21 protein-coding genes are annotated in these 22,483 nt (G+C 41.5%); 8 read left to right on the forward strand and 13 right to left on the reverse strand.

Translation table 11 applies throughout. The annotated features are described in order from the left end of the window. Positions 1–61: 61 nt before the first annotated feature. The gene (locus ACFO6W_RS11165) at positions 62–508 is read right to left on the reverse strand and encodes a NanQ anomerase/TabA/YiaL family protein (RefSeq protein WP_379996382.1); all 447 of its coding nucleotides are present in this window, start codon (positions 506–508) and stop codon (positions 62–64) included. A 62-nt stretch (positions 509–570) separates the two neighbouring features. Then, a complete protein-coding gene (locus ACFO6W_RS11170; RefSeq protein ID WP_379996384.1) occupies positions 571–969 on the reverse strand; it encodes a hypothetical protein in 399 nt (132 codons plus the stop codon). A 157-nt stretch (positions 970–1,126) separates the two neighbouring features. Between ACFO6W_RS11170 and ACFO6W_RS11175 the strand changes: the two genes are divergently transcribed. Continuing rightward, entirely contained in the window at positions 1,127–3,268 is a 2,142-nt protein-coding gene (locus ACFO6W_RS11175) for a M3 family metallopeptidase (protein WP_379996386.1), read from the forward strand. A 136-nt stretch (positions 3,269–3,404) separates the two neighbouring features. After that, the gene (efp, locus tag ACFO6W_RS11180; protein WP_379996388.1) at positions 3,405–3,971 is read left to right on the forward strand and encodes an elongation factor P; all 567 of its coding nucleotides are present in this window, start codon (positions 3,405–3,407) and stop codon (positions 3,969–3,971) included. 89 nt (positions 3,972–4,060) lie between these two features. On the opposite strand, the gene ACFO6W_RS11185 is transcribed toward efp, so the two are convergent. From ACFO6W_RS11185 to radC, 5 genes are all read right to left on the reverse strand, one after another. Next, on the reverse strand, positions 4,061–4,753 hold the full coding sequence (locus ACFO6W_RS11185) for an LrgB family protein (RefSeq protein WP_379996390.1): 693 nt from the start codon (positions 4,751–4,753) through the stop codon (positions 4,061–4,063). Continuing rightward, positions 4,750–5,097: a CidA/LrgA family protein gene (locus ACFO6W_RS11190; protein ID WP_379996392.1), complete on the reverse strand. Its 348-nt coding sequence runs from the start codon at positions 5,095–5,097 to the stop codon at positions 4,750–4,752. The genes ACFO6W_RS11185 and ACFO6W_RS11190 overlap by 4 nt, the downstream gene beginning before the upstream one ends. Before the next feature lie 85 nt (positions 5,098–5,182). Next, positions 5,183–6,004, reverse strand: a complete 822-nt coding sequence (locus tag ACFO6W_RS11195) for a UDP-2,3-diacylglucosamine diphosphatase (RefSeq protein ID WP_379996394.1) — start codon at positions 6,002–6,004, stop codon at positions 5,183–5,185. A 10-nt stretch (positions 6,005–6,014) separates the two neighbouring features. Beyond that, on the reverse strand, positions 6,015–6,329 hold the full coding sequence (locus tag ACFO6W_RS11200; RefSeq protein ID WP_379996397.1) for a metal-sulfur cluster assembly factor: 315 nt from the start codon (positions 6,327–6,329) through the stop codon (positions 6,015–6,017). Between the two features lie 223 nt (positions 6,330–6,552). Beyond that, positions 6,553–7,251 (reverse strand): RadC family protein, encoded by a 699-nt coding sequence (gene radC / locus ACFO6W_RS11205; protein ID WP_379996399.1) that lies wholly within the window; start codon positions 7,249–7,251, stop codon positions 6,553–6,555. A gap of 548 nt (positions 7,252–7,799) precedes the next feature. Between radC and ACFO6W_RS11210 the strand changes: the two genes are divergently transcribed. Then, complete coding sequence (locus ACFO6W_RS11210) at positions 7,800–9,677, forward strand: ABC-F family ATP-binding cassette domain-containing protein (RefSeq protein ID WP_379996401.1); 1,878 nt, start codon at positions 7,800–7,802, stop codon at positions 9,675–9,677. A gap of 12 nt (positions 9,678–9,689) precedes the next feature. After that, complete coding sequence (locus ACFO6W_RS11215) at positions 9,690–10,871, forward strand: MFS transporter (RefSeq protein WP_379996404.1); 1,182 nt, start codon at positions 9,690–9,692, stop codon at positions 10,869–10,871. A 26-nt stretch (positions 10,872–10,897) separates the two neighbouring features. Here the strand turns inward: ACFO6W_RS11215 and ACFO6W_RS11220 are convergent, their stop codons facing one another. Then, entirely contained in the window at positions 10,898–11,878 is a 981-nt protein-coding gene (locus tag ACFO6W_RS11220) for a Gfo/Idh/MocA family protein (protein WP_379996406.1), read from the reverse strand. A 202-nt stretch (positions 11,879–12,080) separates the two neighbouring features. Here ACFO6W_RS11220 and ACFO6W_RS11225 point away from each other — a divergent pair, with 202 nt between their 5' ends. Next, the gene (locus ACFO6W_RS11225; protein ID WP_379996408.1) at positions 12,081–13,466 is read left to right on the forward strand and encodes a DUF3329 domain-containing protein; all 1,386 of its coding nucleotides are present in this window, start codon (positions 12,081–12,083) and stop codon (positions 13,464–13,466) included. On the opposite strand, the gene ACFO6W_RS11230 is transcribed toward ACFO6W_RS11225, so the two are convergent. The 5 genes from ACFO6W_RS11230 to ACFO6W_RS11250 form a co-directional block, all read right to left on the reverse strand. Next, positions 13,463–14,110 carry a LysE family translocator gene (locus ACFO6W_RS11230; protein WP_379996410.1) on the reverse strand — a complete coding sequence of 216 codons (648 nt, stop codon included), beginning with the start codon at positions 14,108–14,110 and terminating at the stop codon, positions 13,463–13,465. The genes ACFO6W_RS11225 and ACFO6W_RS11230 overlap by 4 nt on opposite strands. A gap of 180 nt (positions 14,111–14,290) precedes the next feature. Next, positions 14,291–16,579, reverse strand: a complete 2,289-nt coding sequence (locus ACFO6W_RS11235; RefSeq protein WP_379996412.1) for a TonB-dependent receptor — start codon at positions 16,577–16,579, stop codon at positions 14,291–14,293. 310 nt (positions 16,580–16,889) lie between these two features. Then, positions 16,890–17,270: a hypothetical protein gene (locus ACFO6W_RS11240; protein WP_379996414.1), complete on the reverse strand. Its 381-nt coding sequence runs from the start codon at positions 17,268–17,270 to the stop codon at positions 16,890–16,892. Between the two features lie 29 nt (positions 17,271–17,299). Next, complete coding sequence (locus tag ACFO6W_RS11245) at positions 17,300–18,733, reverse strand: DUF4270 domain-containing protein (RefSeq protein ID WP_379996416.1); 1,434 nt, start codon at positions 18,731–18,733, stop codon at positions 17,300–17,302. 97 nt (positions 18,734–18,830) lie between these two features. Further along, positions 18,831–19,637 carry a glycogen/starch synthase gene (locus tag ACFO6W_RS11250; RefSeq protein WP_379996418.1) on the reverse strand — a complete coding sequence of 269 codons (807 nt, stop codon included), beginning with the start codon at positions 19,635–19,637 and terminating at the stop codon, positions 18,831–18,833. A gap of 226 nt (positions 19,638–19,863) precedes the next feature. Between ACFO6W_RS11250 and panC the strand changes: the two genes are divergently transcribed. Genes panC through ACFO6W_RS11265 form a run of 3 tightly spaced genes read left to right on the forward strand, consistent with a single transcriptional unit; the run spans position 19,864 to position 22,468 of the window. Further along, entirely contained in the window at positions 19,864–20,715 is an 852-nt protein-coding gene (gene panC, locus ACFO6W_RS11255) for a pantoate--beta-alanine ligase (protein ID WP_379996420.1), read from the forward strand. An 18-nt stretch (positions 20,716–20,733) separates the two neighbouring features. Continuing rightward, positions 20,734–21,087 carry an aspartate 1-decarboxylase gene (panD, locus tag ACFO6W_RS11260; RefSeq protein ID WP_379996422.1) on the forward strand — a complete coding sequence of 118 codons (354 nt, stop codon included), beginning with the start codon at positions 20,734–20,736 and terminating at the stop codon, positions 21,085–21,087. A 55-nt stretch (positions 21,088–21,142) separates the two neighbouring features. After that, positions 21,143–22,468 (forward strand): MATE family efflux transporter, encoded by a 1,326-nt coding sequence (locus ACFO6W_RS11265; protein WP_379996424.1) that lies wholly within the window; start codon positions 21,143–21,145, stop codon positions 22,466–22,468. The last annotated feature ends 15 nt before the right edge of the window (positions 22,469–22,483 follow it).

A 22,483-nucleotide genomic window follows, 5' to 3' on the forward strand; every position in this document is an offset into this window, starting at 1 on the left:
TTAATTATGAGTTATGAGTTATAAGTTACAAATTATTCGTAATATATAACTCATAATTTGTTTATAATCTTATTTTTACGACAACTTTTCTTATTTTCCCTTCACCGATACAAGGAGCATGCCCGTCTTCGGGGAAGAAAACAGTGAAATCGCCCGGTACTGCCGTAACGAGAGTCGTACCTTTATCGAAGAAGAATTGAATATCTTTTTCTTCATTAAACGCGTCACGTTCCTCTTTGAGTTCCGCACGGGCTTTCCATCCGTATGTTTCGGGTTTGCTTACCGGGAGTTGTATGTCTATATATTTGTTATGTACTTCCATTTTGGCATCTTCTTCAGTCTTCATATCGCTATCGCTGACCATCAGGAAAAGATCTTTACCTTCAATTTCTGTTTTGCCTGTTTCCGTATTGGTGAAATCAACCGATTTCAGGTATTCAAACGCTTTTTTAAACAAAGGGTGGAGTTTGTAGTACGCCTCTGCATTTTTTAAACTGTCTAGTATCATATTATTTATTTTTTAGTAAAATCGCAATCCTGTTTGTTGTTATATTAAATTCGTCCCGTTACTTATAAGGTCTCCGGGCTAATGTTTACAGAGAAAAGATATTTGCCTGTCTGATCCCTGTATTCGTATTGCATAGTGACATTGTTTTCCCTGAAAAACTTCATGTCGGGATTTGTTTTCACCGAACTTATTATCTGGGGCTGTAACTGCGATTTAAAAAGGGTAGTATCGGTAATGGTTACTTCGCTCAGGGTATGGTAATACCTTATCGTCTGATTCGGGAAAGCGGCACAACTGTCCAGTCTTGTCCACTGATCCAGCACTTTCGGACATTTGGTATTTGCCTCCTCCGACAACTTTTTCAACTGACTGTCAACGCTTTCTGTGCATCCGGGGGATATAATGATACCGACAAGTAGTATGATATAGAGTAAACCTTGTTTCATAAACAGTTTATTCATGGTTTTGAAAAAATATTCTTACAAGTTTAAGGATTTTAATCGGATTATCTGTTAATATTCCCGATTTTTATCTCTCATATTTATCTCTATGTTTTAGCGTACAGTAATTTTTACCTATTTTTGCTAAAAATCAATTCATTCACATAAATACTACTGTATGAAGAAGTTTCTATTTATTATTAGTTTTTTAATTATGGTTTACTCTTGTAATACTACAAGTACCAAGGATGCGGATAATCCTTTCTTTTCAGAGTTTAGTACTCCTAATGGTGTGCCTCCTTTCGACAAGATAAAAGCAGAGCATTACCTGCCTGCTTTTGAAGAAGGAATGAAAAGGCACAATGCCGAAATAGATTCCATCGTAAACAACCCGGATGCCCCGACTTTCGAAAATACGATTGTGGCGCTCGATGAATCGGGCAGGATGTTGAACAGGGTAGGAGCAGTGCTGTCGGTAATGACAGGGACAATGTCCGATTCTACTTACCAAAGTATTGAGAAAGAAATTACTCCTAAGCGGACAGAGCATTATGATAATATCAATTTTAACGAAAAGCTTTTTGCCCGTATCAAGACTGTATATGACGCGGCACCTGCTAATCTGACCACTGAACAGAAAATGTTGCTGGATAAAACCTATAAAGGTTTTGTTCGTTCAGGTATATTGCTTGACGGGTCGAAACAGGACCGTTTGCGCGAGATAAATAAAGAATTGAGTTCTACGGCTTTAAGTTTCAATCAGAACCTGTTGAAAGAAACAGATAATTATCAGCTGGTAATAGATAAAAAAGAAGACCTCGCCGGATTGCCGGAAGATATAATCGCGGCGGCAGCCAAAATGGCGAAAGATAAAGGAATGGAAGGCAAATGGATGTTCGGTCTGAGCAAGCCCAGCTGGGAACCATTCCTTCAATATGCCGACAACCGTGAACTGCGTGAGAAATTGTACAAAGCCATGTATATGCGGGGCGACAATAATAACGAGTTCGATAATAAAGAGAATATAAAGAAAATAGTAAGTCTTCGTTTGGAAAAGGCTAATGTACTTGGTTATGATACGCATGCCGATTACGTTCTCGAAGAAACAATGGCTAAGACTCCGGATAATGTGATGAACCTGCTGAACGGCATTTGGAAATATGCATTGCCGCAAGCAAAGAAAGAAGCGACAGAATTGCAGGCAATAGCTAAAAAAGAAGGAAAGGACATTAAGATCGAGTCTTGGGACTGGGCGTATTATGCGGAAAAACTGCGTAAAGAAAAATATGCTTTGGACGAAGATGCATTGAAACCATATTTCAAAGCCGATAATGTACGTGAAGGAGTATTTGCCGTTGCGAATAAATTGTATGGCATTACATTCAGGCAAAAAACGGATGTGCCGGTTTATCAGCAAGATGTAAAAGCATATGAGGTAAATGACGCTGATGGTTCTTTTATCGGTATGATATACTTTGATGACTTTGCGCGTCAGGGTAAACGTCCGGGTGCATGGATGAGCAGTTTCCGCAAGCAGGAAATATTCAAGGGAGAATTTGTTCACCCGTTGATATACAATGTAGGAAACTATAATCCACCGACAGATGGCAAACCGGCACTTCTTACTCTGGATCAGGTAGAAACTATGTTCCATGAATTTGGTCACGGATTGCACGGGCTTTTGTCTAAATGTACATATAACGGGCTTTCGGGAACTTCAGTGTACCGTGATTTTGTGGAGTTGCCTTCGCAGGTGATGGAACACTGGGCTTTTGAGCCGGAAGTGTTGAAAATGTATGCAAAACATTATGAAACGGGTAAGGTGATTCCTGACGAATTGATACAGAAAATCCAGAATGCAGGATACTTCAATCAGGGATTCAGAACTACAGAACTTGTAGCGGCTGCTATTCTGGATATGAAATGGTATACAATAACCGCTACTCCAAACTTTAACCCTAAGCAGACAGAGGGTGTTGAGAAACTGGATGTAGACAAGTTTGAAGCTGATGCAATGGCTGAAATAGGACTGATACCGGAAATTATACCTCGATACAGAAGTACATATTTCCAACATGTATTCAGTGGTGGCTATTCTGCAGGATATTATAGTTACTTATGGTCGGAAGTGCTGGATTCGGACGCGTTCCAGGCCTTTGTGGAAAAGGGTAATATCTTCGATCAGGCAACAGCTAAGTCGTTCCGTGAGAATGTATTGTCGAAAGGCGGAACAGATGAACCTATGACTTTATACAAAAAATTCAGAGGGGCAGAACCAAATCCTATTTACTTGTTAAAAAACAGGGGATTTGTAAAATAAGTTATAAATTATGGGTTATAAGTTGGGAGTTTTTGGGCGAAAACCCTTAATTCATAACTTATAACTCATAACTCGTAACTGTTTTTAATTATCTTTGCAACTCGAATTTTTTTAATCTAAACATAAAATACAATTAATGGCAACAACAGCAGATATAAGAAATGGTATGTGCATCGACATCGACGGGCAATACTATGTTATTATTGAGTTTCTTCACGTAAAACCGGGTAAAGGCGCAGCTTTTGTCCGTACAAAAATGCGTAGCGTTACTACCGGACGTGTTCTGGAAAGGACATTCAATGCCGGGGTGAAACTCGACGAAGTGCGTATCGAAAGACGTCCTTATCAATATCTTTATCAGGACGATATGGGTTATAATTTCATGAATACCGAGACTTTCGAGCAGATTTCCATTGCCGGAGATATGATTGAAGGGGTGGCATTCCTGAAAGAAGGTGACAAGGTAGAGGTACAGGTACATGCAGAAACAGAAGCGATACTGACAGCCGAGATGCCGACTAATGTTATCTTAGAGGTTACATATACCGAGCCCGGAATGAAAGGTGATACAGCTACCAACACATTGAAACCCGCAACTGTGGAAACCGGTGCGGAGGTACGTGTACCGCTTTTCATCAATGAAGGCGATAAGATCAAGATCAGCACGAAAGATGGTTCGTATGTAGAACGTGTGAAAGGTTAAGTCTTTCGGTTAAGAATAAAATCGGGCTCTCTGTTTATAAAAATAGGGGGCCCGAAACGTTTTGCAAGCACAAAAAGAGTTGAAACAACTCATGAAAACAATTGATGTACGATAGGAATCAGTAAGGCCGTCATTACTCCCATTAGTCCGATAGCCAGTCCACTGAGAGCTCCTTCTATTACCCCCATCTCCATCGCTTTGGCAGTTCCGACCCCATGAGCAGATGCTCCCATCGCTAGACCTCTGGCAACACTGCTCTTAATGCCAAGCAGGCGCAATATCGGCGGACCGACAATACTTCCGAAGATACCACAAGCTACTACTATTACAGCCGTAAGCGAAACATTTCCGCCCGATTGCTGGGCTATACTCATGGCAATAGGCGTGGTTACTGATTTAGGCTCAAGACTGTGGATAAGTATCTGGTCTGCACCTGTCAGTTTCGCAAGTATAATAACACTCATAATTCCGACGACACTGCCTATAAACACTGATGTGAGTATGGATACGACATTCCCTTTCAGGTAAGCCAGTTGTTCGTATAACACGTATCCCAAAGCTACGACCGAAGGGCCTAGCATAAAGCTGACAAATTCACTTCCCCGTTCGAAAGTCTGGTAGCTGATACCGGATATTTTCAGGAAAGCGATAATGATAGCGATCGATATGATGAGCGGGTGTAACAAGCCTATCTTTGTCTTCTTGAAAACCCACTGCCCAAAAAGATAACTCCCGAAAATGAGCAGGAGTATAAATTCTGTGGATTCAAATAGTGCTTTCATTTTCTTCTCCTCTCCATTTGTTGTTGAATGACGGCAACCACGGCAATAACCAAAACTGTACTTACCGAACATATAATAAGGATAGACATCCAGAATTTGCTAATCAGTCCGTAAGAGCCGATTAACCCGGCACCGGCAGGGATAAAAAATATAGCCATATTGCGGGTAAAAGCATTGGCGACATCCTTCACATAGTCTGGTTTGATAGCTTTGAAGTAAAGACTGAAGAACAATAGGATCATTCCGATAATATTCCCCGGCACAAATCCATTAATCACATAACTGATACCTTGTCCCAGAAAATAGAATATAAGAATGATAAAGATACCTTTTACCATTTTCATAATGATAACCTCCTAAATTAACTCGGATGCAAAGGTAGTATTAAGTTGTAAGTTATGAGTTATAAGTCCTCATTTTTTCTACAACCTATCTGCTTTCTTCCGACTCTTCGAAGATTTCCAGTGAGAAATTCTCTCCATCAAAAACCCCATAGGAGAAGTATTTAATCCAGTCACCCAATATTACAATCCTGCTTTGCATCGAGAGCATAAGGTCGAGCATAATATGGCGGTGTCCGAATATGAAGTAATTGATATTGGGAGCAAGCTTCAGATGATTCTTTGCAAAAAGAACGAGATGTTCCTTATCTTCACCGAAATAATCAGGCATCTCATCATTTTCACGGTTATGATTCGACCACCACTGGGCAAAGCCTACTGTCCATCTGGGATGAATGGCAGCATAAAGTTTCCGGCAAAACTTATTATGGAAAAGAGCTCGCAAAAGTTTGAATGATGCGGAGTTATCTCCTAATCCGTCTCCATGCGCCAGAAAAAACTTCTTACCATGAATATCCCTGACTAAGGGCTGAGTATGGACGATCATCCCACATTCTTTATAAAGATAGTCCGTAACCCAGATGTCGTGGTTGCCGATAAAAAAGTGCACTTCGATATCCATATCTGTCAGCTCGGCAATTTTTCCCAGGAAACGGACAAAACCGCGGGGTACTACATTACGGTATTCGAACCAATAGTCGAAAATATCCCCGAGCAGATAAATTGTCTGAGCATCGCCTTTAACCATATCGAGCCACCGGCAAAGCTTTCTCTCCACTTCGTGTTGTGGAAAATAATGATTGTCGACTTTGACCGAAGGCAGGGTCATTTGCTGATGCTTATCCACATTCTTTTTGTGAAAAGCAGACCCTAAATGTACATCTGATAAGAAATAGACTTTCTTCCCCACTCTGTCCTGTTTATAAAAATCCTAATTCCAGTTTGGCTTCCTCGCTCAACATATCCTTGTTCCACTGGGGTTCGAATGTCAGATTAACTATGACATTATTCACTTCCCGGATAGATTCTACCTTATACCTTACATCTTCGAGAATAAAGTCGGCAGCAGGGCAATTGGGCGCAGTCAGCGTCATTGTGATAGTCACATTATTATCGTCATCTACCTCCACCTCATAAATAAGGCCGAGATCGTAAACATTGACAGGTATTTCGGGATCGTAAACAGTTTTCAACATGTTTACTATTTTTACTTCTAAGTTTAGTAATTCGCTCATAATTCAAATTTATATTTGTTATAAACAATTCCGGATATTATTAGTTTATAACTATTTTAAGGCTGCAAGCCTCTTTATTAACTATTCAAGTATAATGACGGCTGATTGTCATAGTTTCAAGCGCGTCATTAAATACTCTCTTCTAATTGTTTCGTGCCACAAAGGTAATACTAAGTTACAAGTTATGAGTTATAAGTCGTGAGTTTTTTGAGTACCCAATGTCCTACATCCTCCCTCTGTCCATATAGCTGTAATATGAATGGTCGCACACTATAATATGATCGAGAAGCCTGACGTCCATTATTTGCCCTGCCTCTTTCAGCCGGAGGGTAATATTATCATCATCACCGCTCGGATCAGAGTTGCCCGACGGATGATTATGACAAAGTACCATAGCCGAAGCAAGAGAATCTATCGCTTCTTTCATTATCATGCGGATATCGGCGACAGTACCGGTAACACCTCCTTTGCTAACCTGTATTTTCTTCAATACCTTATTCGCTCTGTTCAATAATAATACCCAGACTTCCTCGTGCCTCAGGTCAGCCAGTATAGGATGGAACATCTGATAGACTGTTTCACTCGATGTTATCTGCGGCTGCACAACTACTTCCGATAGTTTCCTGCGTTTTCCCAGCTCCATCGCTGCAGCTATGGTTATCGCTTTAGCCTCGCCGATACCGTTAAAGTTCTTGATGAGGTCTTTTATCTCCTGCTTACCCAATATATTCAGATTATTGGATACGCTATGGAGGATGCGTTGCGCCAGTTCGACCGCAGTCTCGTTCTTATTTCCCGAACCAATAAGGATACCCAGCAATTCGGCGTCGGACAATGCTCCGGCTCCTTTCATAAGCATTTTTTCCCTCGGACGGTCTTCTTCTGCCCAGTCTTTGATATTCAGTTTTGTTTTGTTATCCATAGTTCAAAAAGTAAAGTCTGTTTGTGTTTTATTTACTATATATCGTTAAAAAGTAACAAAGGTAACAGTTTTTTCAGTCAACAGTCAACAGTTAGCAGTCAACAGTATTTCATCCAGAGACGCTAAGGCGCAAAAGGTAACAAAGGTAACAGATAATATCAGTTAACAGTTAGCAGTCATCAGTCATCAGTCAACAACTCGTAAGATGTAAAACTTTGCGCCTTTGCGTCTTTGCGTGAAACAAAACAAAACGCCAGCCAACTTGTAACTCGTAACTGCCCGAAGGGCGAAGTAACTCGTAACTGTTAAAAGGTAACAAAGGTAACAGATATATCAGTGAACAGTAAACAGTCAGCAGTTAACAACTCGTATCTTGTATCTCGTCTACTGGTAATCCGTCGACTTTTTTGTAACAGAGTAATCTAAAAATGAGAAAGAACGCTTTTGGTATATAGATAAACGTCCCTAAAATAAATTGATTTTTACAGAATAAATATAATGGACTGCAAACTCTCTCTTTTTGCTTACCTTTGTCTAAAAATTTTTCTATGGCATCTTTTTTACAGGTAGACGGACTAACAAAAAGCTTTGGCGACCTTATACTGTTTCGTGAAATATCTTTCGGAATAGCTGAAGGAGAACGTATAGGATTGATCGCAAAAAATGGTTCGGGCAAAACTACTTTACTCAATATACTTGTCGGAAGGGAATCGTACGATAACGGCGCGGTTGTTTTCCGTCGCGATTTACGCGTGGCTTATCTGGAGCAGGACCCTGTATATCCTGGCGATCTTACTGTTTTGCAGGCTTGTTTTAGTTCAGGAAACGAGATCACGGAACTGATTGCGGAATATGAGAAAGTGATAAATTCAAAAGACCATTCCAATCTCGATAATATCCTGCAAAAGATGGATATGTTGCAGGCATGGGACTATGAGCATAGGGCAAAGCAGATTCTGGCACAACTCAAGATTACGGATTTCGAACAGAAAATTTCAGAATTATCGGGAGGGCAGCTCAAGCGGGTAGCCCTTGCCAATGTGCTGATTACCGAACCTGACCTTATTATACTGGATGAGCCTACCAACCACCTCGATCTGGATATGGTGGAATGGCTGGAGGAATATCTTCAACGTTCGCGCCTTAGCCTGTTGATGGTTACGCATGACCGTTATTTCCTCGACCGGGTTTGCAACGAGATTATAGAGATAGACCAGCAGCAGCTCTACCAATATAAAGGAAATTATTCTTATTACCTTGAAAAAAGGGATGAACGGGTCAGCGCTCAGAATGTGGAGATAGACCGGGCCAATAACCTTATGCGCAAGGAACTCGAATGGATGCGCCGCCAGCCGCAGGCACGGGGGACAAAGGCAAAATCGCGAATCGACGCATTCTACGATCTGGAGAAAAAAGCACAACAGGTGCGTGATGCCGGAAACGTCCAGTTGCAAATGAAAGGCTCCTATATCGGTAACAAGATATTTGAGGCGAAGCATGTATATAAGGCTTTTGGCGATATTAAGATTGTAGAGGATTTCAATTATGTATTTGCCCGTTATGAAAAGCTGGGGATTGTCGGTAATAACGGGACAGGGAAATCTACTTTTATAAAAATGCTGATGGGGGAAGTTGCTCCCGATAAAGGAAATTTCGATATCGGCGAGACGGTGAAATTCGGTTATTACAGTCAGGACGGACTAAAGTTCGATGAACAAATGAAAGTGCTGGATGTGATACAAAATATAGCTGAGGTTATTGATTTAGGTAATGGCAACCGTCTGACAGCATCCCAATTCCTGCAACATTTCCTGTTTCCGCCCGAAAAGCAGCATAATTTTGTCTATAAGTTGTCGGGAGGAGAGAAACGCCGCCTGTATTTGTGTACGGTGCTGATAACCAATCCTAATTTCCTGGTATTGGATGAGCCTACCAATGATCTGGATATCGTCACGCTCAATATATTGGAAGAATACCTGCAACAGTTTAAAGGCTGTGTGATAGTGGTTTCCCACGACCGTTATTTCATGGATAAAGTGGTAGACCATCTGCTTGCTTTTCAGGGGAACGCGAAGATTAAAGACTTTCCGGGTAATTATACTGAATACAGGGAATGGAAAGAGATACAGGAAACCATTGAGAAAGAAAAAGAGCTGTCCGCGAAGCCAAAAGAAAATAAGCCTCAGGCTGTATCACCGAAGAGTGATGATAAAAAAAAGCTGTCGTTCAAGGAAAAACGGGAATTTGAAGAACTTGATGTCCTGATTCCGAAACTGGAAGAGGAAAAAGAGAAACTTGAAAACGAATTGTCGAGCGGAACTCTTTCTACTGACAAATTGCTATCCAAATCGAACCGCATCAGCGAATTGATTGATGAGATAGATGAAAAAACAATGCGCTGGATGGAACTTAGTGACCTCCTGTAACGTTAATGTGTTATGGAAATCCAAATTGCGAAACCGAAGCTATGGTCGTTAAGCTATCTGAATGTTTGCCTTGCAAACTTCCTGATGGCCTGTTCATTCAATTTACTGATGCCCTCTATCCCTCTTTACATAACAGAGCAGATGGGAGTTGCCCAGTCTAAAACGGGGATCGTACTGGCATCATATGCTATTGCCCTTATGTTTGTTCGTCCATTCTCCGGTTATATAGTCGATTTGTATTCCCGGAAGAAAGTTCTCCTAATAGCTTTTTCATGCTATGTCCTTATCTTTTTCGGTTACTTCTGGGCTACAACAGTCATGCTTTTTATCCTTGTGCGCTTCCTGCACGGTATTACATGGGGGCTTTCCACCGTATCGTCCAGTACACTGGCGATAGACGTAGTACCAACCGAGCGGCGGGCTGAGGGCATAGGTTATTATGGTACTTTTATGAATGTGGCAATGGCCATAGGGCCTTTCGTCGCAATACATATATACAATAACTGGGGCTTTCAGATATTACTTTGGTGCGCCATTGCTATGGGAACATTGGGTATTGTGGCCACTGCGATGATTAAAGCACCTGAAAGGCCCAAAATAGAACAAGCCCAAAAACTTTCGCTGGACCGTTTTTTCCTCCTGAAAGGCTGGCCTGTATTTCTCAATCAGTTGCTGCCGTGTTTTGCCTGGGGTACAATAGGCCCTTTTGTAGCGCAATACGGGAAGCAGATCGGGATATTTAATGCCGGTATCTTCTTCCTGTTCTGGGCGGGCGGTATCATCGCATCTCGGGTATTCGCGGGTAAGCTGGTAGACAGGGGTAAAATACATGAGGTGAATGTATCGGCAATGGCCATTGTGGCTATTGCATTCTTCGCTTTTGCCACTATACACAATATTTATGCATTCTGTATATCGGGGCTGTTTATCGGTGTCGGTTTCGGGATGATGTTTCCGGCTTTGCAGACCCTGTATATAAACCTTGCCGAAAACAGTCAGCGGGGAACTGCCAACTCCACGTATCTTATCGGTTTCGATCTCGGGTTGGCAATAGGCATGTTGTTAGGCGGATATATTACAGGCTTCTTTTCATTCGAGACCTTATACCTTGTCGCATCCGGTTTATGTCTTATCAGTGTCGTTATATACTGGACCTGCTCAAGGGTCTTGTTCGAAAGAAACCGGTTAAGATAACCAGCCACCCGGCTCCTTTGGGGAGGCTAGGAGGGGTTGATTATCATATCCATCACCCTTGACGTCCTTGCGCCTGATATTCCTGTAGACGGACAGGTTCCTGCACCCCTCAATTCATCGACAATGGTTTGAATAAGCGGCTGCTGGATATGTTCGGGATGTTCGGTTTCGAACAGTTCGGTTCCTTTTGCCGTGGTCAGGCAAATAGGACGGAAGTCGAATGTGTTGAAACGGATAAATCCATCAGTACCGTTGATAATGATTGTATCCTGCCGGGCATGTCCGGATGAAACGAAACACCATTGTCCTGTGCCTGTGACTCCTGATTTGAACTGCATAATCGCAGATATAGTGTCCGAAACGGAATAATAACCTCCGAGATTCTGTGCATATCCTTTAGCTTCTTCTATCTCCCCCAACAGGAAATCGAGGATGTCGAGCGTATGCGGGGCCAGATCGAAGAAATAGCCGTCTCCTGCGATCTCCCTGTTCACACGCCATGTTTGATTCCGGGTATCCATATCGGATTCACTGGCCGGACGGAAATACTTTACATCAACAGTCAGGACTTTTCCTATTCTGTTATTGTCGATCAATTCTTTTACTTTCAGGAAATAGGGCAGGGCGCGACGGTAGAAAGCTACGAATAGTTTCTGGTTCGCATTTTTGGCAGCATCCACTATTTCCATACATTCTGCATAGCTCATCGCCATCGGTTTTTCCACATAGACAGGTTTTCCCGCTTTCAGGGCTTTGATGGCGTATTCCTTATGTGATGCGGGCGGAGTGGCCACATATATCATATTTACGCCGGCGTCATTTATTAACTGCTCTGCATCCGTATAGTATTTACTCACACCATGACGGGCGGCAAAATCTTTTACTTTGGTTTCATCGCGGCGCATTACGGCAGCAAGTTCAGAATGTTCTATTTTGTAAAAGGCAGGGCCGCTTTTCTTTTCACATACATTCCCGGCTCCAATTATTCCCCATTTTATTTTATCCATAATTCTTCGGTTTTTTATTGAAAGTACAGAGCCCTAATTTAAGAAATAATCCGGATATATTCTTCTTTATCCGAAAGTAAATCAATTGGCAGATTGGCAGCTTTGCCAATACCCTGATCCGGAAATGTGCTAATGACGCAAACCGTAAAGCTTGTAGCTTTTGTTTTTTATACTACATTTGCATAGATATAACGTATAACGGATGAATATACAATCAAATACATTTGAACGTGCTCTTTCTTCACTAAAGGATATATATACCAGGACAGAGCGTGTAATTGACAGGATAGGCGATAGCAAGCTGAAAAAGTCATTCCTGTGGACTCTGACAGTTCTTTTCTGCCTTTCTGCTTTACTCTTTCTGAATATACTTACCCCGCTTATATCCGATGATTTTGCCTATCTGTTTATCTATGGAGAAAACATACGTGTCGCGTCTATAGGAGATATTGTCCAGTCCCAGATTAATCACTATTATCAGTGGGGAGGACGCAGCGTAGCGCATTTTATAGCGCAGGCACTGCTATTATTGCCTGCTTATTTTGCCGATGTATTGAACACATTGGTGTATCTGGGCTACGCTCTTCTTATCTATTTTCATGTTACAGGACGAAACAAGGCGAGTTTATCCCTGTTCATATTCATCAACTTAGCCATCTGGTTTATGCAACCTGTATTTGGAGATACGGTATTATGGCTTACGGGTTCGGCTAATTATCTATGGTGTACGTTCCTTATTCTTTTATTTCTGCTTCCATACCGTTTTTATAAAGGGGGCGAATTAAATGTCGCAGGGAAGATACTGGTATCGGCAGGGCTTTTTCTTTCCGGTATTATCGCCGGATGGACCAACGAGAATACAGCAGGCGCGATGGTCCTTATTATAGCCTTTTTCTTTATCTATTACAGGTCGCATAAATGGAAAATACCGGTATGGGCTGTTTCGGGGTTGCTGGGTGGTATCATAGGCTATGCGATTTTGATTCTGGCTCCCGGTAATTTTGAGAGGGCAGGGGAGTCTGCATTTGGCTTCTCGGTCATTGCCTACAGGCTATTCAATTGTACACTTACATTCTTTTTTTATTCAGGCACATTGATCTTGAGTTGTCTGGTAATATATATATTATACTACCGTTTTCCCGGAGGGGGGAGAAACGATAAATTGAAACTGAGTATTATCTATTCCATAGCCGCTATCGCTGCAGTGTATGCGATGTTGTTTTCACCTACTTTTCCCCGCAGGGCATTGTTCGGTGTTGTCACTTTTCTTATTGTCGGGGCGGGGATTTTATATTACAACCTCGATTTCAGTCAGAAACTCCTGCGTCAGTTACGCTTGTCGGTCATAACAATAGGAACCATCAGCTTTTTTTTCACGTTCTATCTGGCGGCAAAAGATATTAATACCTTCAGGAATATAATGGAAGAAAGGGAAATAAAGATAGAAGAGGCCAAACGGAAAGGTGTCGCTTCCTGCGAATTCGAAAGATATGAAGGTAGTGCATATATACATGGAGAAGATCCGTTTTCAGAAGAGTTGATGACTCGCCACTATGGAATAAAGATCAGGCTGAAAGGGCGTGATTAGAAGAAATCTATACCCATCAGTGTTCCGGTAATGATACCGGCAACTCCTAATCCGATAAGTAACAGTCCTATTATCCGGTTAAATATCTGTAATCCTCTCGGGTTGAACCGGCTACGCAGTTTATTCACAAAGTAGGTTACCAGCAACCACCACAGAAATGCTCCTATCCCGATAAACAGAATCGTTATGAGGTCGTAACCGAAAGGTTTATCGGCATCAATAACATTGAACCGGGCAAAGAGTGCTATATAAAGGAATAAGGTGGCAATATTGGAAACGGTAAGGATAAGAGAAGAAATGAACACTGTCCAGGTAGAGACCGACTTCTCTTTTAGTTTTGTGAGGCTTTTCGAGGGGTTTTTGTTAAATACGATATATCCGAAAACGATGAGGACAATACTACCCACGACTTTGAGCGGACCTTCGTGCTGTTGGATAAATTCCGTGCTGAAACCCAGTCCCAGAGCGGCAACAATGGCTAACAACGCTATCAGCATATCGCCTACCACAGCGCCTATACCCGTTATTAAACCGTTTTTTCTGCCTTCATTCAGGGTGCGCTGTATGCAAAGCATACCCACAGGCCCCATTGGAGCTGAAGATAAGAATCCGATAAACAAACCTTTTATAATGATATATACCATTAATTACCTTTTATGTCAGACGTTTCGCCCTTGTAAAGTAATGTACAAAAGCTATATTATCCGCCGATCTGACTGCGCTACAGCACAAAGATAGTATCAAAATCTTAGAAAATATCACATAAATGGCTAAAAGCAAGCGAGCCGTTAGATTAAAAATGCTTAACGGCTTGCTAATGTTAATTATAGGGAACTAATTTTCAGCCCGATAAAGAATGTGCGGGGCTGTGACGGCCCGTAGATATATTCCGAGTCCCGGTCAGGGCCTCTGTCATAATCTTTCTGTATCTGGTTAAACATGTTCTGTATCCCCCCGTTAATCTCTATTTTATTTGTTGAGCTAATATTGAAGAAGTAAGATAATTTGATTGTTGTATCGAAGAAACTCTTTGTTTTTACGGTTTCATCCCTTGTTACACCCTCTGCTCCGGCAAAGTGGGGTGTGAGCATAGAGCCTGTATATACTCCTGACAGGGATACGGCATAACTTTTTTTCGGAGTCGCTGTAGCAGAAACGAATCCGTATGTGTCGGGCGAACGTAGCATCCTTTTTACAGGGGCTACATAATCTTCTCCCGACCAGCTTACAGGTTCCGTATACCGGCTTTTCTGCCAGGTAAAGCCCCCTTGCAACTCGAGCCAGTTTACAGGTTGTATGGTGGTCTCCAGATTCAATCCGTATACATATGCTCCATCACCGTTCCGACGGGTCATTATTGTATTTCCTGCGGCATCTGTTCCGGTCTCTTCAACAATGAAGACCCTGTTTATTTTGGTATAAAATCCTTCCAGAAGAAAATAGGAATATACCTTTTCGTTGTAGAGGCTGAAATCAATCCCCCCGTTTACGGAGTTCGAATATTCCCTTTTCAGGTTTTCTCCCAGTTGGGTAATGGTTGCACTACCTCCTATAACGGGTATATCCAGATCCGAGGCAATGATCTCAGGGGCACGGTACCCCATCGAATACGCTGCTCTCAGATTGGTATTTTCTCCAATGCGGTAACGGATACTGCTTCTGGGAATAATGTTGACATTGTCCAGCTTATTGTGTTTATCTCCCCGCAGGCCGACAATGAAAGTAAGGTTGTCGTCCCTCCATTCATTCTGGACATACAGGCTGCTTATGTTCTTTATTTGCTTCACAGTGCGGCTGTGAATCGTATCATGGAGGTTTGTATATTCCTGAGTGAATCCGGCTGTGAACTTGGCCGGCATAAAAAGGAATCTGTCCATATTTATTTCATAACGGACTGTTCCTGTCAATGCCAGTTCCGATGTATTTCCATATCCATCAGGGTCGTATCCTCCCCCATAGTAGCTATCCCGTCCGGTCTTTTGAGCAGACAGGTTGATAGTAAGCTTCTTTTTGTTGTCATCGCTTGAATGGGTGTATCCGGCACTACCCGAATGTATCCTGTAATCAGTTGTTTCGGCAATCAGTGCTTCGTGTGGCGGACGGCTCATATTGTCCCCGCCGCGACGGTATTCAGAAATATAATGATACTCCAGTGTAAACTTATCATGTAAGGTTGGTTTGGAGAAAGATCGGAAACCGATAGAAGAAGCCCTGTTTTTCCCTATTTCCGAAAATCCGTCCCCATTAGCGTCCCAAGGATTACGGTTACGCATATTTGCAAACAGGGATATACCTGATTTCTTGGAGCGGTCTACAAAAGACGAATTGAGGGATAGGATATTATCCGCCGATTTGCCATCGATGAGAGACATATTATATTTTGCCTGATAAGAGTTCTTTTCGGGCTCTTTTGTTATAATATTTATAACTCCGCCGATCGCATTAGCTCCATATAGCACAGATCCTCCCCCACGCACGACTTCGACCTGCTCTATCATATTGGCCGGTAATTGTTCCAACCCGTACATTGTAGATAATGAGCTGAATACAGGTTGTCCGTCGATTAAGATCTGAGAATATTGTCCCTCCAGTCCGTTAATCCGTACTTCCTGTGTTCCGCAATTCTGACAGTTTGTTTCTACTCTCAGTCCCGGCATATAGTTCAGCCCTTGCGAAAGAGAATTGGAATTGGTAGCCTCAAATGTCTTGGCCGTCAGCTGGTTTACAACTATGGGCGACATTTGCCTGTTGAGACTCCGGGCAGAAGCTGTAACCATTACTTCGCCGAGCAACTGGTTTTCGGGTTCTATATAAAGGGAAACGTTTTTGGTAGTGTTCCTCTCTATTGTGACTTCTTGCTTCAGAGATGAATATCCAATATATTGTGTCACTATGATGTACGTTCCTGCCGGAATATTTTCTAAGGCAAAATGTCCCGATTCGTCTGTTACCGTAGTCATTTGGGTGCCTTCTATTGAGATTGTTACACCCGGTAAATGTTCATCTGTCTGCCCGTCCAGTACATGGCCTTTGAGAGATGATCTGCTTGTTTGCTGAGCTAAGAGCCCAATAACACAAAATATATAGAATGATAAGAGTATAATCTTTTTCATATTGAATTATTTAGAGTCGATAATCCGGCTGCATGAATAAAAAATGCCGCTACAGGTTATCGATATAAGTGAAAGATAGTGTTGATAATACATTTTTTAAGCTAGCTACTTATTGTATTTGAAATAGATAGGTCTGTAGCCTTAGGTTATTTCGGGGTAAACAGTCATTGTTTACACCTCTATTTCAATCTTTTCCGAAATTTTATCGAGAATAGATCGACCGTATGTTTATACAAGATTGGGATTGAATACAGAAGTGTATCAATCCTAAATTATATTTCTTGAATCGAAAAAATATTGTTATTAAGAATTACGATAATCTAGGTGGCGCCCTGAGGCTGAAGTAAGCTACAACAGGAGGTGTAACTATTTGTGGAGAGAGTTGTTTATATGTAACAATTTGTACAGGCTGGATTATTTCGCCTATATTATTATTCTCCAATGCTTCGAATGAAGCAAGGTTTGATAACTGATTGAAAGTAAAGAAGCCCGCCGATGTATGATGATGGGTTTCGAAAGGTGGTGTCTGGCTGTCGTCTGCATCTTTTGCAAACTTATTATAGGGGTGGGAATGGACATATATAACCCCGTTATAGACGTGTGTATGAATAAAATAAGAAACACAGCTAAAGTATCCTATATATAATAAGAGCAGTACTTTAGCTGTATTTCTTATCTGTTTTGCAGACACGGTTATATTATGTTATCTGTTTCGTACTATTAGTATTTACTGTATATAATAGACATTTTCATATTCTTCGGTTCTGTTCTTAATATGGCCGATGTAGGAAACATCTGATTGTACAGATCCGTTATCACATTGACAGTATATCCGCTCGAGTTTGTCGTTTGCGTATATGCAGCTGATACCGGAATAATAAGATATTTCAAGTCGGGAAGAGGCGATACCCCTTTCTCCTTGTAATATTTTGCATAGTGATTGATGACACTTGCCAGATTTCCAAAGTCATATGAATTGTTGCTGGAGGAACGGGTCGTTATAAAGCTGGTTTGCGCATCGTGTAATTTTCTGTTAAAGAAGAAATTCGGTAACGAGTCTCTGTTTATAAACAGGACATCCGAAGGTCTGCTCAGACCCGATCCTGCTTCCATTTCCGTATTTCCCAGTATTTTAAAGTTAGCGGCATTGATAACCGCATCTTTACCTGCACCAGCTACCGCGGCATTCACTATAGCATCCAATGGAATGGTCACTTCTGTATATAGTCCCGCAGGAGTACTCATATATGTTTTGGTAGGCCATTCGTTGTTGATAGGCTTTTCCAATTTCTTGTCGAGGATATCCATATCAGCCGGAGGCGAATTTTTGACATGGTTCAACTGTATAACCTCAGGTGTCACAGGTAAACGGAATACACCCAGAGTATCTCTGTCAACGGTGTTTTCCGAGGCATCTCCTTTTTGGTATGTATATGTATAGTAGATATCGAATTCTGTATAGTCTACATTGATAATGCTGCCCGAACCGAAGTTAGTGGTTACATATACGCCTTTGAAGAATTCTTTCAGGGCATTGGAGTTTTTGAAAGTAGCTCCGTCCGAATTTTTCCACTCGTTATAAAAACGGAGACCCAGTTCTAAATTGAGATTGGTTGAAATAGTCCTGATTCTGGTGCTGCTGATGACTGTGTCGGGAACATCCTGTATCGAGAAGATACTTTGCCCCAGCAACTTTTGCATATCGCAGTAATTTTCAGGATTTACGCTTGTAAAGAAGAAAGCCTTCAGAGGTTTTGTGACCTCATATACGGATAGCCCCATAGGTGATACGGTATCTCCTGTATAATATGTAAACTCCGTATTCAGCCTGACAGAATCAATGGTTATTCCCATTTTATACGGATCTGCGAAAGCTGAATTTTCTGCACAGTAGAACTCGCATAAGTAGTCGGATTTTATCTTGCCGAATACAGGATCGGTGTACTCTCCGAGTAGACCATAAACAGTGCGCGCATATACAGAATCGTTAAATGAACGGGTTACAGCTGTGAGGTTAAGTGTGTCGGATCCTACGAATATATCGTCACCGCCAGGTTGTATACTGCTACCGAGGGAGGTTAGGTCATCATCACAAGCCACAAATGTTATCGTGGAAAGAGTGATCGCCAGAATCAATAATGTCTTAATTTTCATTCAAACTATTGTTAAATTCAATTTGGGGTTCAAATATCAAAAAAAATGCTATTCTCAAGAAATAAAACAGCAATTTTCTGTATTTATTTTAGATACTTTAAAGATTCTCGTAAAAATTATTGATGGCATCTACGGAAACGTCTAAATTACCAGGGTAAGACAGGAATTTTTTTCCTGATTTATTAACGTTGTCAAGGATGTTATTATTCACATTCTCTTCACTTTGTATAACGCCATCTGCATATTTCACGGCAAAGTTAGAAAGTGTTTCGTAATCGACAACACCTTTTAGTGTGTCAACATCTTTGTCCTTTATTCCGTCAAATTTTAGTTTGTCGATAAATTTATCGCTGAACGGTTGCTTAAAGTCGTCATTGTATAAAGAATATACAATTTTCGAGTTTTTAAAACAAGGATCGTCAGCGTATGCTGTTTTTATGTATAAGCCGGTCAGTGCGGTCATCCATCCGTGGCAATCTATCACATCAGGTATCCAACGCAGTTTTTTTATTGTTTCCAATACGCCTCTTACATAAAATATGCTGCGTTCATCATTATCGGTGAACTCCACATTCTTATCGTCAGCTATTGTATGCTTACGCTTAAAGTAGTCGTCGTTATCTATAAAATAGATTTGCATCCGGGCAGCCTGTATAGATGCCACTTTGATAATCAGGGGGTGATCGGTATCATCGATGATTAGATTCATACCCGAAAGCCGTATCACTTCGTGAAGTTGGTTCCGCCTTTCATTTATGCTTCCGAATTTGGGCATGAATGTTCTGATTTCCTGGCCTTTTTCTTGTATAGCTTGAGGTAAGTATCTACAATTTGTCGCAATTGGTGAATCAGGCAGATAAGGCGTTATCTCCTGTGTGATGTATAAAACTTTTTTTGTACCCATTTAATTTACTCTCTTCTGAATTCGATTGAGAGTACAAAGATAATAAAAAAAAAACTTCTTTTTTGCAAACTTTGCTTCACAAAATGTTGAATTCTCTCTTTTTACGAGGGATGAGTAGTCTTTTGAGCAATTTTATACGTTAAATTACCGAACAAAAAACCTGGATTGTTTCGCCAATCCATAAATATTTACTTGCTTTGTATCCGTTTTTTATTGATGTGGATAAATGGATTTGATTAAAACAACTCAGGGAGTGTGTGACAAAGTTACAGCCCTGCGTTCGGAAGGTAAAACGATTGGTTTTGTTCCCACTATGGGGGCTTTGCACGAGGGGCATCTTTCTCTTGTCAAACAATGTATTGCCGATAACGATGTTTGCATTGTGAGCATCTTTGTAAACCCTACCCAGTTTAATAATAAGGAAGACCTGCAAAAATATCCGAGAAATCTGGAACGGGACTGTGAATATATGGAATCGGCAGGGGTTGGCGTGGTTTTTGCTCCTTCTGTGGATGAGATTTATCCGCAACCGGATACGCGGCAATTCGATTTCGGGCAGATAGATAAGGTAATGGAAGGCGAGCATCGTCCGGGCCATTTTAATGGAGTTGCCCAGGTGGTAAGCCGCCTGTTTGATATAGTGAAGCCTGACAGGGCATATTTCGGGGAAAAAGATTTTCAGCAACTGGCAATTATACGCGAGATGGTGAAACAGCTGAAGCTAAATGTCGGTATCGTCCCGATGCCTATTGTAAGGGAGCCCGGCGGGTTGGCTCTAAGCAGCCGCAACGAGCGACTGACCGCTGCTCAGAAAGAAGTTGCGGTAAATATATCCAGGATTCTTGCGGAAAGTAAGGAGTGGATGAAGAATAGTTCTGTAGAGAAGGTGATAAAGGAGGTGATAGCTGTACTGGACTCTTTTGCCGAACTGAAAGTTGAATATTACGAAATTGTGGATGGCTATACTTTACAGTCGGTGGCAGATTGGAAGGATAGCGATTATATAGTGGGTTGCATCGCTATATTCTGTGGCGAAGTACGATTGATAGATAATATTATATACAAGGCGAATAGCTAAATTTAAGGAAACGAAAAAATGATTGTAGAGGTTGTAAAATCGAAGTTACATCGTGTTACGGTAACCGAAGCCAACTTGAATTATATAGGAAGTATCACGATAGACGAAGACCTGATGGATGCCGTAAACCTGATCGAAGGAGAGAAGGTGCAGATTGTCAACAACAATAACGGGGAACGTATCGAAACCTATATTATAAAAGGGCTGCGAGGTTCGGGCGCTATATGCCTGAATGGGGCGGCGGCCCGGAAAGTCCAGCCCGGAGATATTGTTATCATCATGTCGTACGCGCATATGGACTTTGAGGAAGCCAAGACTTTCAAGCCGTGGGTCGCATTTCCCGATACAAAAACTAACAGGCTGATTAAATAAAACTGACACTTTAAAGATGCTAATAGCTATGTGCTAATAGCTATCGGCGCGGATTATGTATTCATACAAAGATATATGGAAGGTAAGTTTGCCTATTATGTTAGGCTTGCTTGCTCAGAATATTGTCCAGATTACCGCTACTATCTTTCTGGGCAGAGTAGGTGAGGTGGAGCAAAGTGCGTCCGGACTGGCCGGTATCTATTATATCGCTTTTTTTACGCTTTGTTTCGGATTCAGTATCGGAGGCCAGATTATGATTAGCCGCCGCAATGGCGAGAAGAATTATGATAAGATTGGCAGTATTGTAATTCAGGGAGTAATCTTCCTGGAACTTATTGCTTTGATGCTATTTATAGGTTCCTCCCTGCTGAGCGAATATGTGCTTCCCCGTTTCATGGAATCGGAGAAGGTTTACGAGGCTGTACATTCTTACCTTTCGTGGCGTATATACGGTTTTTTCTTTGCTTCCATAAATGTCATGTTCCGGGCTTTCTATGTAGGTATAGCCCGTACTCCTGTATTGACAATGAATGCGGTAGTAATGGCAGTGGTCAATTTTATAGGAGACTATGTCCTCATATTCGGTAAATTTGGCTTCCCCGAACTTGGAATAGAAGGAGCCGGCATTGCTGCCGTGATATCGGAAATAGCATCCGTGCTGTTCTTTGTAATATATACACTGAAGACAGTAGATCTCAAGAAATACGGTTTTATGAAAATGCGATTCAGATTCTCTATTGTAAAGAGTATCCTGAATATTTCATCCTTTACGATGGTCCAGTATTTAATATCCATGTCTACATGGTTCATATTCTTTATGGCAATTGAACAGCATTCTTCACGGGCATTGGCTGTCACAAATATCGTCCGTAGCTTCTATATGCTTTTCTTTATCCCGATGAATGCTTTTGCGACCACGGCCAATACTCTCGTAGGCAATACGATGGGCGCAGGGAAGATAAAAGATGTAATACCTCTTATAAAGAGGATTTGCTCGCTGAGCCTCGGAGTCATTATCATTGTGATGCTGGTAACTGGTTTTGGGGCTGAATTCTGGATATCATTAATAGCCTCGCACGAAGATGTGTCTTTGATATCCGAATCGGTAACGCCATTATTGGTAGTGGTATTTGCTTTGCCTGTCTGTAGTCTGAGTACGGTGATATTCAATTCCATTTCAGGTACAGGAAACACCCGTGCAGCTTTGCAACTCGAAATAATAACCTTGGTGTCCTACGTCCTGTATATGTACTGGATAGTAATATACAAATCGGCATCCGTGGCAGTATGCTGGACAGTGGAGTATGTATATTGGGGTGGCTTGCTATTGTTCTCGTCCTTGTATCTGAGATATGCCAAATGGCAGCATAAGATTGTGTAAATGATATATAGCCTG

Origin of the sequence: Dysgonomonas termitidis, assembly GCF_042654545.1 — a bacterium.
GTDB lineage: Bacteria > Bacteroidota > Bacteroidia > Bacteroidales > Dysgonomonadaceae > Dysgonomonas > Dysgonomonas termitidis.